General features: G+C 64.3%; 12 protein-coding genes. 10 read left to right on the top strand and 2 right to left on the bottom strand.

The annotated features are described in order from the left end of the window. Positions 1-71: 71 nt before the first annotated feature. On the bottom strand, positions 72-1,055 hold the full coding sequence (locus tag ABEA23_RS01290; RefSeq protein ID WP_345476318.1) for an AraC-like ligand-binding domain-containing protein: 984 nt from the start codon (positions 1,053-1,055) through the stop codon (positions 72-74). A 291-nt stretch (positions 1,056-1,346) separates the two neighbouring features. Here ABEA23_RS01290 and ABEA23_RS01285 point away from each other — a divergent pair, with 291 nt between their 5' ends. The 3 genes from ABEA23_RS01285 to ABEA23_RS01275 all read left to right on the top strand — a co-directional run bounded on the left by ABEA23_RS01285 (position 1,347) and on the right by ABEA23_RS01275 (position 6,728). Then, positions 1,347-3,215: an amidohydrolase gene (locus ABEA23_RS01285; protein ID WP_345476317.1), complete on the top strand. Its 1,869-nt coding sequence runs from the start codon at positions 1,347-1,349 to the stop codon at positions 3,213-3,215. Further along, complete coding sequence (locus tag ABEA23_RS01280; protein WP_345476316.1) at positions 3,212-4,693, top strand: APC family permease; 1,482 nt, start codon at positions 3,212-3,214, stop codon at positions 4,691-4,693. The genes ABEA23_RS01285 and ABEA23_RS01280 overlap by 4 nt, the downstream gene beginning before the upstream one ends. A gap of 70 nt (positions 4,694-4,763) precedes the next feature. Further along, positions 4,764-6,728, top strand: coding sequence for a primary-amine oxidase (locus ABEA23_RS01275; protein WP_345476315.1), 1,965 nt, complete (start codon positions 4,764-4,766; stop codon positions 6,726-6,728). 29 nt (positions 6,729-6,757) lie between these two features. Here the strand turns inward: ABEA23_RS01275 and ABEA23_RS01270 are convergent, their stop codons facing one another. Continuing rightward, the gene (locus ABEA23_RS01270; RefSeq protein ID WP_345476314.1) at positions 6,758-7,750 is read right to left on the bottom strand and encodes an AraC-like ligand-binding domain-containing protein; all 993 of its coding nucleotides are present in this window, start codon (positions 7,748-7,750) and stop codon (positions 6,758-6,760) included. A 241-nt stretch (positions 7,751-7,991) separates the two neighbouring features. Between ABEA23_RS01270 and ABEA23_RS01265 the strand changes: the two genes are divergently transcribed. The 7 genes from ABEA23_RS01265 to ABEA23_RS01235 are packed head-to-tail and all read left to right on the top strand — an operon-like array spanning position 7,992 to position 17,232. After that, on the top strand, positions 7,992-9,506 hold the full coding sequence (locus tag ABEA23_RS01265) for a fumarylacetoacetate hydrolase family protein (protein WP_345476313.1): 1,515 nt from the start codon (positions 7,992-7,994) through the stop codon (positions 9,504-9,506). 33 nt (positions 9,507-9,539) lie between these two features. After that, positions 9,540-11,081, top strand: a complete 1,542-nt coding sequence (gene hpaE / locus ABEA23_RS01260) for a 5-carboxymethyl-2-hydroxymuconate semialdehyde dehydrogenase (protein WP_345476312.1) — start codon at positions 9,540-9,542, stop codon at positions 11,079-11,081. Positions 11,082-11,136: 55 nt separating this feature from the next. Beyond that, positions 11,137-12,249 carry a 3,4-dihydroxyphenylacetate 2,3-dioxygenase gene (gene hpaD / locus ABEA23_RS01255; protein ID WP_345476311.1) on the top strand — a complete coding sequence of 371 codons (1,113 nt, stop codon included), beginning with the start codon at positions 11,137-11,139 and terminating at the stop codon, positions 12,247-12,249. A gap of 14 nt (positions 12,250-12,263) precedes the next feature. Then, a complete protein-coding gene (gene hpaH / locus ABEA23_RS01250; protein ID WP_345476310.1) occupies positions 12,264-13,049 on the top strand; it encodes a 2-oxo-hept-4-ene-1,7-dioate hydratase in 786 nt (261 codons plus the stop codon). After that, entirely contained in the window at positions 13,034-13,828 is a 795-nt protein-coding gene (locus ABEA23_RS01245) for an HpcH/HpaI aldolase family protein (protein WP_345476309.1), read from the top strand. The genes hpaH and ABEA23_RS01245 overlap by 16 nt, the downstream gene beginning before the upstream one ends. A 39-nt stretch (positions 13,829-13,867) precedes the next feature. Further along, positions 13,868-15,847 carry an FAD-binding monooxygenase gene (locus ABEA23_RS01240; protein WP_345476308.1) on the top strand — a complete coding sequence of 660 codons (1,980 nt, stop codon included), beginning with the start codon at positions 13,868-13,870 and terminating at the stop codon, positions 15,845-15,847. Next, entirely contained in the window at positions 15,844-17,232 is a 1,389-nt protein-coding gene (locus tag ABEA23_RS01235; protein WP_345476307.1) for an NAD-dependent succinate-semialdehyde dehydrogenase, read from the top strand. The genes ABEA23_RS01240 and ABEA23_RS01235 overlap by 4 nt, the downstream gene beginning before the upstream one ends. Positions 17,233-17,255 lie beyond the last annotated feature (23 nt).

The raw sequence follows: 17,255 nt of genomic DNA, 5'->3' as shown, positions 1-17,255 counted from the left end.
CTTTCGAGCACCGCTGGTGCGCGTCTTGGGTGTCGGTGCACGGGTGTTTGCAGTCTGTGAGGCGTGCGGCGCTACCCGGCGGCGAGCTGATGGCCCAGATGGCGACGCCGGCACTGCCCCGGCGACTCCCCGTAGTGGGCTTTGAAGAGGCGGGAGAAGTGCGCGGCGTCCAACAGGCCCCATTGGGCGGCGATCCAGGAGACGGGGCGGTGTTGAAGTAGCGGGTCGGTGAGGTCTCGACGTATGCGCTCCAGCCGGCGGGAGCGGATCCAGGCGGAGACGGTGTCTCCATCCTCGGCGAAGAGCGTGTAGAGGTAGCGAAGCGAGATGAAGTGGGTGGCGGCGATGCTCGCTGGCGTCATCTGGCTGTCGTGGAGGTTCTCCAGAATGTGTTCGCGGATCTCTTGACTGAGGCTGCTTGTGCTTGAGCCTCTCACCTGCGGGCTCTCTTGGACGGCTTGGGAGAGCATCGTCTCTGTGAGGTCCAGAGCGGCGTGGACCAGCCGTGCCGCATAGGCGCCGCAGAGCTGGTCGATGTTGCGGCCCAGCTCCACCAGGAAAGGATTGACCATGCGGGCGAGTCCGTGGCCGGCGCAGAACGTGAATGCGGTCACCAGACTGACCTGCTGAGGAGTGAGGCCGATCCGGCTCTGCGGGATCACCATGACCAGCGTCTGGCTGGGCTCGGGGAAGGTGAGGGTGTAGGGGCGGTGGGTGTCGTAGACGGCGAGGTCTCCGGCGTGCAACCGTGCACTGCGGCCGTCCTGGGTGAGCAGCGCGTGTCCTGAGAGCTGCAGGCTCAGCTTGTAGAGCTTGGGGTCGGTCTCCCTGATGCTGCCCTCCTGCCGGGTGACGGTGTGGGCGGTGGCGGAGAGGTGGAGCAGCCGGACGCCGTCGACGTCGGCGTGCTGCATGTGTCCCCGGAAGGGGATGCCCTCGTGGGCTGCTATCTGTAAAGGCGCCACGATCTGGGCCATCTGGGTTCGCCACTGGGCGAGAGGGACTCCGGTCTGCGGCAAGTCGACGATGACGTCGCTGCGGTCTTCGCTGTGCATAGTTGTGCCTCCTGCGAGTGTGACCTCCACGATATTGAGCAACCGCTCAAAAATGGTTACAGGTTTGTTTCCTCCATGTAAAGACGTCTTGTGGGGATCCCTTCGGACTTTTGTATGCGCCCTTATTCTTTGCGCCAAAAATTTGTCTGGTTCCCAGTTCAAGAATTTCCTCCACAGACAATCCCTGTGCACCCGAGGGCAAGACTTCACGGCAGCGCGTTCGGAAGACTGCAGAACACTGACCGCACTCTTAGGCCACAGGGCCTCACGCACCGACAGGATGAAGCAGCTATGGGTGAGAAGGACACAGGCGGAATTCCGCGGCGAAGGTTCCTCCAGGGGGCTGGAGCAGGGCTGGCGCTGGGTGCCATCGGCGGTTTCGCGGGATCCGCAGCGGTGGCTCGGCGCAGCTCGCACGCAGACCTAGTGCTTTACAACGGTGCCGTGCTCACACTCTCCGGGGAGTTCCGGCCCTACCAGGCTATTGCTGTGAAGGACGGCGTGGTGCGCACCGTGGGCGAGTCATCGGATGTGCGCAGGCTCATCGGTACCCACACCGATGTGGTGAACCTGCGTGGGCGCACCGTGATCCCCGGGATCAATGACAGCCATTTCCATCCCATGAGCTACGGCACCAGTCAACCGCCGCTCACCCTCGCCGTGGGTAGGGACGATGTCGAGTCCATCGCCGATATTCGGGAGGTCATCGCTCAGGCTGTCAAGGATAAGGAGCCCGGCGAATGGATCCGTGGCTTCGGCTGGGATCAGGGCTACCTGGCTGAGGGGAGATACCCCACCAAGGAGGACTTGGACGACATCGCACCCGAGAACCCCGTCCTGCTGCAGGAATGGTCTGCCCATGCGGTCTGGGTGAACTCGAAGGCGCTGGAGATCGCCGGAATCGACGGCGACACGGAGCCTCCTCCGGGTGGTGAGATCGTCAAAGATGGTGCAGGGGAGCCTACCGGGATCCTCCTGGAGGGTGCGGCCTATCTGATCAATGAGCACGTGCCGCCCTTCACTGACGCGGAGCGCCGCCAGGGGATGATCCTCGCTGCCGACGCCATGCATGCCCACGGGATCACCTCGGTGACCGATGCCAGCGGCAGTCCTGAGTCTGTGAAGCTCTACCAGGAGCTGCTCGCTTCAGGGGACATGCGCCAGCGCATGACCGTCATGATGGGCTCCTCTACTGCGGACCCTCTGAGGGAGGCCCTGGAAGCTGTCCGTGCCATCGAGACGGACCGACAGTGGCTGAACCCCAGTCAGGTGAAGATCTTCGCCGACGGCGTCCCCACACAGGCCAAGACCGCGTGGGTCTCCGAGGAGTACGAGGGCGGGGGCCATGGTGGACTCACCCTGGCCGGAGACACCGAGGAGGAGCAGCTGCAGCTGCTTCACGAGCTGGTGATGATCTCACATGAGAACGGATTCCAGATCGGCACGCACGCCTGCGGAGACCGCACCATAGACGCCGCCGTTGAGGCATACGCGCAGGCGGTGAGTCAGCACGGGGCCAAAGACCTGCGGCACTACATCATCCACGCAGACCTGGCGAGCCGACAGGCCCTCGCCGAGCTCGGCCGGCTCGGGATGGGCGTCAACTTCAACCCCGGCATCAAACGGTCCCTCTCCCACCAGCTCCTTGAGGTCCTCGGCAGGGACAGGACCGACCACCAGTTCCCCTACCGCAGCGCTCTGGAGAACGGGGTCACGGCAGCCAGCTCCTCCGATGCCCCGATCACCCCACCGGACTTCCTTGAGGGAATCACGGCAATGATGACCCGCCGCAGCCTCGCCACCGGGGAGGTCTTCGGGGAGGACCAGATCATCGACTTCGAAGAGGCGTTGAGGTCCTACACCGTGGCGGGCGCCTGGCAGGACGCCGCCGAGGACTTCAAGGGCGACCTCGGCGAGGGCAAGGCGGCCGATCTGGTGGTGCTCGACGGCGACCTGGTGAACACGCCCGCCGAAGAGATCGTGGACATGAAGGTCGGCATGACAGTCGTCGGCGGAGAGGTCGTCTTCGATGCCTCCTCGGCATCCATCCCTCAGGCCTTCGCCTCCGCAGCGTCGCTGCGGGCAGCAGGCCACAGCAAGTACATGACCCATGGCTGCTGTGATCACAGCACCGCACAAGGACACGGAGCGCATTCATGAGCAACATGACAGTTCACACCAGCACCTCAGATTCGGGGGAGACCACCCTGGCCAGACGCACCCTGGGGGTGCCGGCGCTCGTCTTCCTCATCATCGCGGCCTCGGCTCCGCTGACCGTGCTGGCCGGCGGCGCCACCACCAGCTTCGCCGTCACCGGTGAGATCGGGGTGCCCGTCGGCTACCTGATCCTCGGCATCGTCCTGGTCTTCTTCGCCGTGGGCTACGGACGGATGAGTACTGTCATCCAGAACGCCGGCGCCTTCTACGCCTACGTCACCGCCGGACTGGGAACCACCGCCGGGGTGGGCACCTCCATGCTGGCCCTGGTCACCTACAACGCCATGCAGATCGGCCTGTACGGGGTCTTCGGCTTCACCGCCTCCTCGATCCTGCAGGAGATCACCGGTGCCGAAGTGACATGGTGGGTGTGCGGCCTCGCCGCCTGGGCACTCGTCGCAGTCCTGGGCATCAACAAGATTGACCTCTCCGCCAAGGTGCTGGCCGCCATCGTCATTCTGGAGTTCGTGGTGGTGATAGGGGTCAGCCTGATGTCCTTCAGCGTCGCCCCCGAAGGAGTCACCGCAGAGCCGTTCCTTCCCGAGCACTGGTTGACCGGAAGCCTGGGGGCGCTGCTGGCCTTCGGCATCGCGGCCTTCATGGGATTCGAATCAGGCGCCATCTACTCCGAAGAGGCCAAGGACCCCGAGCGCTCCGTGGCACGCGCCACATACATCGCAGTGGGCATCATCGCACTGTTCTACGCCTTCTCCTCCTGGGCGTTCGCCGTCGGCGTCGGAATCTCCGACATCGTCCCGCAGTCACAGGAGTGGGGCCCCGACCTGATGTTCGTGTTCCTCGACCAGCACGTGCCCACCCTGCTGGCCAACCTGGGTGCAGTGCTGTTCCTCACCAGCATCCTGGCGGCCATGATCGCCTTCCACAACGCCTCAGCCCGCTACTTCTTCTCTATGGGACGCGTCAGGGTGCTGCCCAAGTACCTCGGCATCACCGGGGCTCGCAACGGAGCCCCCACGGCCGGATCACTCACCCAGAGCGGGCTTGGCCTGGTCTTCATCATCATCTTCGCGCTCGCTGGAGCCGACTCCGAGTTCGGTCCCCTCTACCCGGTGATGACCATGTTCCCCTGGCTGACCAACGCGGCCGGATTCGGCATGGTCCTGCTGCTCTCAGTGACCTCGGTGGCGATCATGCGCTACTTCAACTCCCAGCCGCAGCGCCCCTCGCTCTTCGTCCGGACGGTCGCCCCGCTCATCGCCGCGATCGGACTGTGCGTGGTAGCGGTCCTCATCATGTTCAACTTCGACGTGATGATCGACGCCGACGGCTTCTCCCCGCTGGTCATCCTGATTCCGGGCATCATCGTGGCCTCCGGCCTGCTCGGACTGGCCTGGGGCGCCTACCTGAAGAGCAGTAGGCCAGACATCTACCGGGAGATCTCCCGTGCTGACATCGGATGAGTGCATCGAGGCCGCGGCCCGTCCCACTAACCTTTGCGCGAGAAGCGCTGAGCATCGAGGAGAACCACCTGTGACTGAGAACACCGCTGAGCACCGGCATCCGCTGGCTCCGCTGACGCCGGAGGAGATCGACGGCCTCCGCGCCGTCGTGGACGCCGAAGGGCTCTTGCGTGAGGGCACCCGCTTCTCCTACGTGGCACTGAGGGAGCCCCATAAGAGCCAGGTGATCGGCTGGACGCCCCAGCAGAGGCTACCGAGAGAAATCAGCCTGGTACTGACCGATCTCAACGACCTGCGACTCTATGACCTGGTCATCGATCTCACCGCGGAGAAGATCGTGGAGCGCCGGGAGGTCGACGCCGTCGAAGAGGGCTCCGCGCCGAGTTTCGACGAAGACCTGGTGGCCGCCGATCCGATCGTCAAAGCGGACCCGCGGTGGGTCGAGGCGGTGCGGCGACGGGGCGTCACGGATCTGGACAAGGTGGTGGTCATCGGGCTCTCCGCCGGTGTCTTCGGATACGAGGACGAGGTGGGCCGAAGGGTGGTCCGCGCGCTGGCGTTCCGTCAGGACCACCCCAAAGACTCCGTCTGGGCGCACCCCATCGGCGGAGTGGTGGCCCACGTGGACCTCACCGGAGGATCGGTGCTGCGAGTCGTGGAGACAGATGTCACCCACGTGCCGGAGCAGTCAGGCGACTACCTCGACCCTGCAGTGCGCGGCGAGTACCGCACCACGCAGAAGCCCATCTCGATCACCCAACCCGAAGGCGTGAGCTTCACCCTGCAGGACGGGGTGCTCTCCTGGGAGAAGTGGAGCGTGCGGCTGGGATTCAATGGCAGGGAGGGGCTCACCCTTCACCAGCTCAGCTTCGCCGACGGCGGCAGGCAGCGCCCCATCATGTACCGCGGATCCATAGCCGAGATGGTGGTCAACTACGGAGACCCCTCTCCGACCAACGCGTGGCAGAACTACTTCGATGTCGGCGAGTTCCAGTTCGGAAGGCTCGCCAACGCCCTGGAGTTGGGATGCGACTGCAAGGGAGAGATCACCTACGTCGACGCCGTCGTCGCCGACGACTTCGGCAGGCCCAAGACCCTGCCCAACGCGATCTGCATCCACGAGGAGGACTACGGCATCCTGTGGAAGCACACCGATGACTTCTCCGGCACCAGTGAAGTCCGCCGGCAGCGGCGCCTGGTGATCTCCTTCTTCGTGACAGTCGGCAACTACGACTACGGGTTCTACTGGTACCTCTACCTCGACGGCAAGATCGAGCTGGAGTCCAAGGCCACCGGCATCGTCTTCACTAACGCCCATCCCGGCGGCGACTACCCCTACTCCACAGAGGTGGCGCCCGGGCTCGGGGCTCCGGTGCACCAACACCTGTTCTGCGCGCGGCTGGACATGACGGTGGACGGCACGGCAAATGCCGTGGACGAGATCGACGCCGTGCGTGTCCCCACCGGTGAGAACAACCCTTGGGGCAACGTCTTCACACGTGACATCACCCGGCTGCGCAGTGAGCAGCAGGCGGTGCGTGACGCCCACGGAACCGCCGGGCGAGTCTGGCGCATCAGCAGCACCGAGTCCACCAACTACTTGGGTCAGCCGGTCTCCTATGTGCTGCACCCTGAGGACAGCCCCACGCTGCTCTCAGCGGAGGACTCGCCCATACGCAGGCGCGCGGCCTTCGCCGGCCACCACCTGTGGGTAACTCAGTACGAGCGCGACGAGCTCTACCCCGCGGGGCGGCTGGTCAATCTCAACCCCGGATTCGGGGGACTGTCGGAGTACGTGCGCCAGGACCGGCCTCTGGAGGGTGAGGACATCGTGCTCTGGCACACCTTCGGGCTGACCCACTTCCCGCGCACTGAGGACTGGCCGATCATGCCGGTTGACTACGCCGGGTTCACGCTCACTCCCAGCGGGTTCTTCGACCGCAACCCCACGCTCGATGTGCCGCCGGAGAAGAGCCCCGGCCACTGCGGTGCGAAGACATCTGCGGAGGAACCGGGCAGCTGCAGCTGCGCCTGACGGGACGTCCCAGTGGTGGTCTTCGGCTCTCAGTAGGTCGAGGCCAACATTCGTGCACCCTCCAGATGGCGGCGACGATAGGCCGTGGGAGACTCACCATGCTCAGCCTTGAACAGTCTGGAGAAGTGTGCGGCGTCGTGGAGACCCCAACGTCCGGCGATCCATGAGACGGGTTTGTCGGCATACAAAGGGTCCGCCAAATCCCTTCGAATGTGCGCCAGACGCTGGGCTCGGATCCACGCTGAGACGGTTTGCCCGTCGTCGGAGAAGAGCGTGTACAGATAGCGCAACGAGATGAAATGCGCCTCGGCAATCGACGAGGGGGTCAGCGAGTCATCTCCGAGCCTGTTCAGAATGTACTGCCGAATGCTGCGAGCAAGGCTTCGTCCCGAACCACTCTGTGCCTCGTCCTGGCGGCGCAGCTCCTGGGCCAGCATGGTGACCATCAGGTCCAGTGCGGAGTGCACCAGCCTGGAGGCATACTCTCCGCAGAGCTGATCCAGGTTGCGGCTGAGTTCGGAGAGGAACGGGCTGATCATGCGGGCGAACCCTTCGCGCCCGCAGAAGCGCACGGCTGTTACCGAGCTCATCTCCTGCGCGGTGAGCTCCACCATCTCCTGGGGGAAGATCATCACCATCGCGCGGCTGACGTCGGGGAAGGTCAGCGTGTAGGGGCGGTGCGTGTCATAGACGGCGAGGTCGCCCGGCTCCAGGATCGCAGTGCGGCCGTCCTGCTCGAGAACAGCGCGACCTGAGAGAAGCAGGCTCATCTTATAGAAGCGGGGCTGTGCATCGCTGATCAGATGTGGCCAGCGGTGGACACTGTGGGGGGTGGTCCTCATGTCGAAGAGGCCCACCCGATCCACAGCTGCGCGGCGAAGGCGGCCTTTGAAAGGCTTTCCGCCCTCCTCGCGGATCTCCAGAGGCACGACGGTTTCCGAGATGGTGGTCCGCCACGCCAGGAGTCCCACCGCGGTGGTGGTGCGGGACAGGACAGCGCTGTCCTGATGGGGCTTGTTCATGATTCCTCCTGCGAGTGAGGGCGATCAAAATTGAGCACACGCTCAAGAAATGCGCCGTGCCGAAAGTGTGACATGGGACACAGGGGGTGTAAAGGTTTTGGTGCTGGGTTGAGCGACCCAATGGGCCCTCTCTCTATCCTCGGAAAAATCGGGGAAATTGGTCGATAAAAAGCGCTTTACCGGAGGATGTGATCTGGATCATCCTGGGATTCAGTCCGCGGTTACATCGTCAGGAGGCATCTTGTCCGCATCGCACGAGACCAGCACACCCCGTCCGGACAATGGGGAGCAGCAGACCATGCGACCCGGCAAGATCCTCGCCGTGCACATCAGCTACGAGTCCCGTGCTGCGGAACGCGGACGCCGGCCCTCGGTTCCGTCCTACTTTTTCAAGCCGACAAGCTCGCTCGCGGTCTCCGGTGAGGCAGTCGAGCGACCCGCGGGGACGGAGCTCCTCGCCTTCGAAGGCGAAATAGCGCTGATCATCGGCACGCCTGCCCGCCGTATCCATGTCGAGGAAGCGTGGGCTCACGTGCGCTGGGTGACCGCCGCCAACGACTGGGGCCTCTACGACCTGCGCACTGCAGATAAAGGCTCCAACGTGCGAAATAAGGGTCGCGATGGCTACACCCCGGTGGGGCCGGGACTGATCGACGCACGCCAGGCGGATCCCTCGGGTCTGCGCCTGCGGACATGGAAGAACGGCCAGCTGGTGCAGGAAGACACCACCGGCAGCCTCATCTTCCCACTCACACAGATCATCGCCGACATCTCCCAGCATCTGACTCTGGAGGAGGGCGACATCATCCTCACTGGCACCCCCGCCGGGGCGTCGGTGGCAGAGCCGGGAGACGTCGTGGAGGTGGAGGTCGACATCTCGGAGAGCGGGCTGACCAGCGGACGGCTGATCTCCCGCGTGCAGGAGGGCGAGGACACCTTCGATGAGAGTCTCGGCGCAATTCCCTCAGCGGATGATAAGCAGCGGGAGGAAGCATGGGGCTCCCGCAGCGCTGCCGGGCTGCCCGAGCAGAAGCAGACCCTCACCCCACAGCTGAGAAAGAAGCTGCAGGAAGTTCCCGTCGCGGGACTCTCCCAGGAGCTGCGCAGGCGCGGCCTCAACAGCGTCTCCATCGATGGCGTGCGGGCCACCAGGTCCGGCACCAAGCTCGTCGGAACCGCCAAGACACTCAGGTTCGTCCCATACCGCGAGGACCTCTTCGCTTCCCACGGCGGTGGGTTCAACGCCCAGAAACGTGCTTTCGACACTGTGGCCGAGGGCGAGGTGATCGTCATCGAGGCACGCGGTGAGCGCGGCTCCGGCACCCTCGGCGACATCTTGGCGCTGCGTGCCGCAGCCCGCGGCTGTGCAGGCGTGATCACCGACGGCGGCGTCCGCGACTACTCGACCGTCGCCGAGATCGACCTCCCCGTCTTCAGCCAGGGGCCCCATCCGGCGGTGCTCGGACGCCTCCACGTGCCGTGGGACACCGACCTGACCATCTCCTGCGGGGGCGCGACCGTGCAGCCCGGAGACATCATCGTTGGCGACGACGACGGCGTCGTCATCATTCCTCCTGGCATCGCCGAGGAGGTTGCCGATGCTGCCCTGGCAAAAGAAGCGGAGGATGCCTGGGTGGCCCAGCAGATCCGTGAAGGACACCCCGTGGAGGGGCTCTTTCCGATGAACAGCGAATGGCGGGCGCGCTATGAGGCCGGCACCTCAGTTCGCGCCGATCCGCCCTCCTCGACCACCTGACATTTTCGACACCAAGCAAGAGAGGCTGCCGTGATGACACAGTCAGCAGACCAGACACCCTCTGCCGAGATCCGTGACGCTGCGGCACCAGCACCCGCGGGGCTCCCGGCACCCATCCAGCACTACATCGACGCAGAGTTCGTCGACTCCGCAGACGGAGAGACCTTCGACGTCATCAACCCGGTCACCAACGAGACCTACATCCAGGCCTCGGCAGGGAAGAAAGAGGACGTCGACCGCGCTGTGGCGGCAGCCAAGCGCGCCTTCCACGAAGGCCCATGGTCCTCGATGCTTCCGCGGGAACGGTCCCGGGTGCTGCATAAGATCGCCGACCTCGTCGAAGAGCGGGGTGCCCGCCTGGCTGAGCTGGAGTCCTTCGACACCGGCCTGCCCATCACCCAGGCGTTAGGACAGGGCCGCCGGGCCGCGGAGAACTTCCGATTCTTCGCCGACCTGATTGTGGCCCAAGCCGATGACACCTATAAAGTCCCGGGGCGGCAGATCAACTACGTCAACCGCAAGCCCATCGGTGTGGCCGGGCTGATCACCCCCTGGAACACTCCCTTCATGCTGGAGAGCTGGAAGCTCGCCCCGGCGCTTGCCACAGGCAACTCCGTCGTCCTCAAACCAGCTGAGTTCACGCCGCTGTCGGCAGGGTTGTGGGCCGGCATCTTCGAAGAGGCAGGACTGCCTCGAGGCGTATTCAACCTGGTCAACGGCATAGGCGAGCAGGCAGGCGATGCTCTGGTGAAGCACCCTGAGGTACCGCTGATCTCCTTCACCGGAGAATCGAGCACCGGCCAGCTCATCTTCGCCAACGCCGCACCGCATCTGAAGGGGCTCTCCATGGAGCTCGGCGGAAAGTCCCCCGCCATCGTCTTCGCCGATGCCGATCTCGAAGCAGCCATCAACGCCACCATCTTCGGGGTCTTCTCCCTCAACGGTGAACGCTGCACCGCAGGCTCGCGGATCCTGGTGGAACGCAGCATCTATGACGAGTTCGTCGAACGCTACGCCGCCCAGGCAGAGCGCGTGAGGATCGGCTACCCGCACCAGCCCGAGACAGAGGTTGGCGCTCTAGTGCACCCCGAGCACTTCGAGAAGGTCATGAGCTACGTGGAGCTGGGCAAGACGGAGGGCCGGCTGGTGGCAGGCGGCGGACGCCCAGAGGGCTTCGAAGCAGGAAACTTCATCCAACCCACAGTCTTCGCCGATGTCCCGCACACCGCGCGTATCTTCCAAGAGGAGATCTTCGGCCCCGTCGTCGCGATCACCCCCTTCGACACCGAAGAGGAAGCGCTGCAACTTGCCAACGACACCAAATACGGACTCGCCGCCTATATCTGGACCAATGACCTGAAGCGCTCGCACAACTTCGCCCAGGCGGTGGAGGCCGGCATGGTCTGGTTGAACTCCAACAATGTCCGTGACCTTCGGACCCCCTTCGGCGGGGTCAAGGCCTCAGGCCTGGGACATGAGGGCGGCTACCGCTCCATTGACTTCTACACCGACCAGCAAGCAGTGCACATCAACCTCGGGGAAGTCCATAACCCTGTCTTCGGCAAGGCCGACTGATCAGCACGCAGCCGACCGAACATCACCGCACACATCTTGAGCAAGGACGCTTGACATGACACAGACCCAGAACGCCTCAGGCACGATCCCCACCCCAGCCGCGGCGCCGCCGGATATTCTGCGCTGCGCCTATATGGAACTGGTGGTCACTGACCTGGTGCGCTCACGCGACTTCTACGTGGACGTGCTGAACCTGGTGGTCACCGCAGAGGATGAGGACGCCATCTACCTGCGCTCCATGGAGGAGTTCATCCATCACAACCTGGTGCTGCGCAGAGGGGAGCAGGCCGCCGTCGCCGCCTTCTCCTACCGGGTGCGCTCCCCGGAGGAGCTGGACAAGGCAGAGAGCTTCTACCGAGAACTCGGCTGCCCGGTGATCCGGAAGAAGGAGGGTTTCGTCAAAGGCATCGGTGACTCCGTCCGAGTCCAGGACCCACTCGGGTTCCCCTATGAGTTCTTCTACGAGGTGGAACATGTTGAGCGACTGGCCTGGCGCTATGACCTCTACACTCCCGGTTCCCTGGTGCGCCTGGACCACTTCAACCAGGTGACCCCGGATGTCCCCAAAGCCGTGAAGTTCATGGAAGACCTCGGCTTCAGGGTCACCGAGGACATCCGCGATGACGAAGGCACCACCTACGCGGCGTGGATGCGCCGCAAGCCCACCGTCCACGACACCGCCATGACCGGCGGCGCAGGTCCTCGGATGCATCACGTAGCCTTCGCCACCCACGAGAAGCACAACATTCTGGCCATCTGCGACAAACTCGGAGCACTGCGGCTCTCTGACCACATTGAGCGCGGTCCCGGCCGCCACGGAGTCTCCAACGCCTTCTACCTCTACCTGCGCGACCCGGATGGTCATCGCATAGAGATCTACACCCAGGACTACTACACCGGAGACCCGGACAACCCGGTAGTCACCTGGGATGTGCACGACAACCAGCGTCGCGACTGGTGGGGAAACCCGGTGGTTCCCTCCTGGTATACCGAGGCCTCCACCGTGTTGGACCTGGAAGGACGCCCCGTGCCCACTACTGAGCGCACCGACGCTGACGAGATGGAGGTCACCATCGGCGCTGACGGCTTCTCCTACACCCGCAAGGGCGACGACGACTCCATGCCGGAATGGAAACAGGGCGAGTACAAGCTCGGCAACCAGCTCTAAAGGCGGAGGACACCATGCTGACTGACGAACAGATCACCCAGATCGCCGATGAGCTCGCCCGTGCAGAACAGGAACGGGCGACTGTCCCGCTGCTGACGGCGCGCTACCCGCAGATGACGGTGGAGGACTCTTACCGGGTGCAGAACGAATGGCGACGCCGCGGCATCGCCGCCGGGCGCCGCCCAGTGGGGCGCAAGATCGGCTTGACCTCCAAAGTGATGCAGGCAGCAACCGGCATCAGTGAGCCAGATTACGGCGCCATTTTCCACGACATGGTCTACGAGAACGGCGCTGTGATCGAGCACAGCCGATTCTCCAATGTACGCATCGAGGTGGAGCTGGCCTTCAAGCTGGGCAAACCGCTTCAAGGTCCCCACGTCACCGTCTTCGACGTCCTAGACGCCACCGACTATGTCATCCCCGCACTGGAGATCCTCTCCAGCCGCATTGAGATGAGCGGACGCACCATTGTGGACACCATCAGCGACAACGCCGCGATGGGCGCCATGGTCTACGGAGGCAACCCGGTCCGGCCACAGGATGTGGACCTGCGCTGGATCTCCGCGCTGCTCTACCGCAATGAGGCCATCGAAGAATCCGGGGTGGCAGCAGCAGTGCTGAATCACCCGGCCATGGGGGTGGCGTGGCTGGCCAATAAGCTCAGCGCTCACGACGACGGCCTGGATGCCGGTGAGCTCATCCTCGCCGGTTCCTTCACCCGCCCCATGTGGGTGCACCCCGGAGACACCGTGCTCTGCGACTACTCAGAGATGGGAACTGTGACATGCCGCTTCAACTGAACCCGCCCTTCCGCCACCAGCTGGCCCAGGCCGACCGCACGCTCTTCGGCGGGTGGATCTGTTCCGGTTCCCCGGTGGCTGCAGAAATCATGGCCGGTGCCGGTCTGGACTGGCTGCTGATCGACATGGAGCACGCCCCCAACGGGCTGGAATCAGTGCTCGCTCAGCTCCACGCCGTCTCCGGCTACCCATCCACCCCGGTGGTGCGCGTGCCCATCGGTGACACTGTGGTCATCAAGCAGGTGCTGGACTTGGGAGCGCAGAACATCCTGGTGCCCATGGTCTCCACCGCAGAGCAGGCACGCGATATCGCAGCTATGGCCCAGTACCCGCCCGCCGGGCGCCGCGGCGTGGGAAGCGCCTTGGCCCGCTCCGCCCGCTGGAACCGGGTGCCCGGCTACCTTCCCGACGGCGCGGACCACGTCTCGGTCTTCGTGCAGGTGGAAACACCAGAGGGGGTGGAGAACGCCGAGGCCATCGCCGCGGTGGAGGGCATCGACGGCATCTTTGTCGGTCCCAGTGACTTGGCTGCCTCCATGGGGCTCATCGGACAGCAGACCCATCCCGACGTCGTCGCCGCTGTGAAACGAGCCTTCGCCGCGGCTGCGGCGGCAAACAAGCCTGCAGGGGTCAACGCCTTCGACCCCCAGGCCGCCCGAGACTACGCAGTCTCCGGTGCTTCCTGGATCCTGGTGGGCGCCGACGTCGCGCTGCTGGCCCGCGGGTCCGAGAAGCTCGCCGCAGACTTCATCCCCACTGCCACTGGGACCGGCGCATGAGGCGCTGACGCCTCATCGCCGCCTAAGAAAGGTACAGCCATGCATTTTCACCACCATGGTTATGTCTCCGGAAACCCGCGCGTTCAGGAGCCTACAGGCATCGGCCTCGACCGTCCTGAGGAACTGCCCGATGAGATGGACGTGCTGATCGTGGGCACCGGGCCGGCCGGCATGATCGCCGCAGCGCAGCTCTCCCAGTTCCCGCAGGTGCACACCCGCATCATCGAGCGGCGTCCCGGCCGTCTGCAGGTGGGCCAGGCCGATGGCATCCAGGCCCGCAGCGTGGAGACCTTCCAAGCCTTCGGTTTCGCCGATGAGATCAGCAACGAGGCTTATCACATCACCGAGATGGCGTTCTGGAAACCGGATCCGCAGAACCCCGATCACATCATCCGCACCGCGCGCCCGGAGGACGATCCGCACGGGATCAGTGAATTCCCTCATCTGATCGTGAACCAGGCACGAGTGCTGGACTATTTCGCGGAGTTCATGGCCAACTCCGCCTCCCGAATGGCCCCCGACTACGGTGTGGAATTCCTGGACCTGCAGATCACCGAGGACGGTGAGTACCCGGTGCACGTGAGGGTCCGTCATGTGGCCGGTCCCAGAGAAGGTCAGGAACGTACCGTGCGGGCCAAATACGTTCTGGGCGCTGATGGGGCGCGCAGCCGTGTCCGTGCCTCGATCGGACGTCGGCTCGAGGGCGATCAGGCCAACCACGCGTGGGGCGTCATGGATGTTCTAGCCACCACTGATTTCCCCGATATCCGGCTCAAATGTGCCATCCAATCGCGCTCGGGCGGCAATATTCTGCTTATCCCGCGCGAGGGCGGACATCTTTTCCGTATGTACGTGGATCTCGGTGAGGTAGCGCCAGGGGAGAGCAGCAAGGTACGGCAGACCACCGTGGAGCAGATCACCGCGAAGGCCAACGCCATCCTGCACCCCTACACCCTGACGGTGCAGCACGTGGCGTGGCACAGCGTTTATGAAGTGGGCCACCGAGTCACCGACAAATTCGACGACGTCCCCGATGAACTAACCGTCGAGCGTACCCCGCGGGTCTTCATCGCCGGGGACGCATGCCATACGCATAGCGCCAAGGCAGGGCAAGGGATGAACGTTTCTATGCAGGACGGATTCAATCTGGCCTGGAAGCTCGGCCAGGTACTCACCGGGCGGAGCCCGGAATCTCTGCTGAGCACCTACTCCGCAGAACGCCAGGTCATTGCCCAGAATCTCATCGACTTCGATAAGGAATGGTCCACCCTCATGGCCAAGAAGCCCGAAGAGATGGAGGACCCCTCGATCCTGGAGCAGTTCTACGTCAAGACCATCGAGTTCCCCGCTGGCTTCATGACCCAGTACACGCCGTCGATGATCACCGGAACGGATGACCACCAGACCCTGGCTGAGGGTTTTCCTGTGGGTAAGAGATTCAAATCTGCCAACGTCGCACGAGTCTGCGACGGCAACCCCTTGCACCTGGGACACCTCGCGGTGGCCGACGGGCGCTGGCGAGTCTACGTCTTCGCCGATTCTCCCAATGCCGCTGAGGAGTCGGCCCTGAAGCGCTGGGCGGAATGGATGCGCCAGAATCCGGGGTCTCCGCTGGTCCGGTTCACCCCGGGCGACGCTGATGAGGACGGGCTCTTCGACCTCAGAGTCATCTATCAGCAGCCTCACACCGAGGTGGACATCACCCAGGTGCCCCGGGTCTTCCGCCCGCTAGTCGGGCCCTTCGGGCTGACCCAGTTGGAGAAGGCCTTCGGCATTCTTCCCGGGCAGGACATCTTTGAGGCCCGGCAGATCAGCCGCGAGGGCGCCGTCGTCGTCGTCCGACCCGACCAGTACGTGGCACATGTGCTGCCGTTGAGCGACCCAGAGGCTCTGGCGCAGTTCTTCGATGGCATCTTTTGTGAGCCTCAGGAGGCTCAAGTCCGCACGGACCCGGAAACGAATCCTGAGCTGACAAGCCCTGAACCGATGAGCCCGCCGATGGAGAGGACGACGGCATGAGCGCCCGCCAATTCGAGGTCACCAACCCCGCCACCGGAAGCGTCATCGACACTGTGCCGGACCTCAGCCAGGACGAGATCCTCGCGGAGGTTGGCCGCGCACACAGCGCCTTCAGCCGATGGCGCCATGTTCCGCCCCGGCAGCGGGCAGAGATCCTGCAGGACGCGCACCGGCGAATGATCGATGACGCACAGCGCCTGACCGATCTCATCGTGGCGGAGAACGGCAAATCCCAGAAGGACGCCGAGGCCGAGGTCCGCTACGCGGCCGAGTTCTTCCGCTGGTACGCGGAGGAGGCGGTCAGGCTCAGCGGCGAATACACCATGGCGCCGGCAGGGGGAGTGCGCAACGTGGTCACACGCCATCCCGTCGGCGTCGCACTGCTGATCACACCCTGGAACTTTCCGGCAGCCATGGCCACCCGGAAGCTCGGACCGGCTCTGGCCGCAGGCTGCACCGTGGTGCTCAAACCGGCCGGAGAGACTCCGCTGACCGCCCTGGCGATCGCCGAGATCCTCTACGCAGCGGGCGTGCCCGAAGACGCTGTCCGGGTGGTCACCACCACCGGCACCAGAACCGTGGTGCCCGCGGTCCTAGCAGATGACAGGGTCCGCAAGCTCTCCTTCACCGGGTCCACCGGGGTGGGGCGAGGACTGCTGGCCGAATGCGCCAAGCGCGTGGTCAATGCCTCCCTGGAGCTTGGCGGAAACGCCCCCTTCATCGTCACCGCAGACGCGGACGTGGATGCAGCCGTGGAGGGGGCGATGATCGCCAAGTTCCGCAACAGTGGGCAAGCGTGCACAGCCGCCAACCGGTTCTACGTGCACCAGGATGTGCTCGCCGAGTTCCAGGAGAAGTTCGCCCGGGGCATCCGCGGGCTCACCGTGGGAGACCCTGCTGGAGATGCTCAGATCGGGCCGATGATCCACGAGAGTGCCGCCGAGGACATCCGCGGTCTCATCGCGCTGGCACAGGAGCAGGGAGCTGAAATCGCTGCACAGGCACAGGTGCCCGAGGGCCTTAGCAGCGCCTTCGTGGCTCCCACTTTGCTGACCGGCGTGGCTGAAGATGCAGACATCCTCAAGCAGGAGATCTTCGGTCCGGTGGCTCCGGTGGTCTCCTGGGCGGAGACAGAAGAGGTGATCGCTTGGGCTAACGATGCGGAGGTCGGACTCTCCTCCTACGTTTATTCGGGCAACCTGCAGCGGGCCATGCGCATCGCAGAGCGGCTGGAGGCTGGCATGGTGGGCATCAACCGCGGCATCGTCTCCGACCCCAGCGCTCCCTTCGGGGGAGTGAAGCAGGCCGGACTGGGGCGTGAGGGCGGAAGCTTTGGCATCGAAGAGTTCACCGAGGTGCAGTACCTGAGCGTCGACTGGTCCTGAGCCCCGCAGATCGGCCATCACCA

This window comes from Nesterenkonia rhizosphaerae, from assembly GCF_039544555.1.
Taxonomy (GTDB): Bacteria; Actinomycetota; Actinomycetes; order Actinomycetales; family Micrococcaceae; genus Nesterenkonia; species Nesterenkonia rhizosphaerae.
The sequence above is the reverse complement of the archived record's forward strand: the minus strand, read 5'-3'. Positions and strand labels throughout refer to the sequence as shown.

What these genes read in the sequence shown, in the direction of transcription:
- ABEA23_RS01290 (WP_345476318.1), bottom strand. Translation starts at nt 1,055, where the DNA reads ATGCACAGCGAAGACCGCAGCGACGTCATCGTCGACTTGCCGCAGACC.
- ABEA23_RS01285 (WP_345476317.1), top strand. Translation starts at nt 1,347, where the DNA reads ATGGGTGAGAAGGACACAGGCGGAATTCCGCGGCGAAGGTTCCTCCAG.
- ABEA23_RS01280 (WP_345476316.1), top strand. Translation starts at nt 3,212, where the DNA reads ATGAGCAACATGACAGTTCACACCAGCACCTCAGATTCGGGGGAGACC.
- ABEA23_RS01270 (WP_345476314.1), bottom strand. Translation starts at nt 7,750, where the DNA reads ATGAACAAGCCCCATCAGGACAGCGCTGTCCTGTCCCGCACCACCACC.
- hpaE (WP_345476312.1), top strand. Translation starts at nt 9,540, where the DNA reads ATGACACAGTCAGCAGACCAGACACCCTCTGCCGAGATCCGTGACGCT.
- hpaD (WP_345476311.1), top strand. Translation starts at nt 11,137, where the DNA reads ATGACACAGACCCAGAACGCCTCAGGCACGATCCCCACCCCAGCCGCG.
- hpaH (WP_345476310.1), top strand. Translation starts at nt 12,264, where the DNA reads ATGCTGACTGACGAACAGATCACCCAGATCGCCGATGAGCTCGCCCGT.
- ABEA23_RS01245 (WP_345476309.1), top strand. Translation starts at nt 13,034, where the DNA reads ATGCCGCTTCAACTGAACCCGCCCTTCCGCCACCAGCTGGCCCAGGCC.
- ABEA23_RS01240 (WP_345476308.1), top strand. Translation starts at nt 13,868, where the DNA reads ATGCATTTTCACCACCATGGTTATGTCTCCGGAAACCCGCGCGTTCAG.
- ABEA23_RS01235 (WP_345476307.1), top strand. Translation starts at nt 15,844, where the DNA reads ATGAGCGCCCGCCAATTCGAGGTCACCAACCCCGCCACCGGAAGCGTC.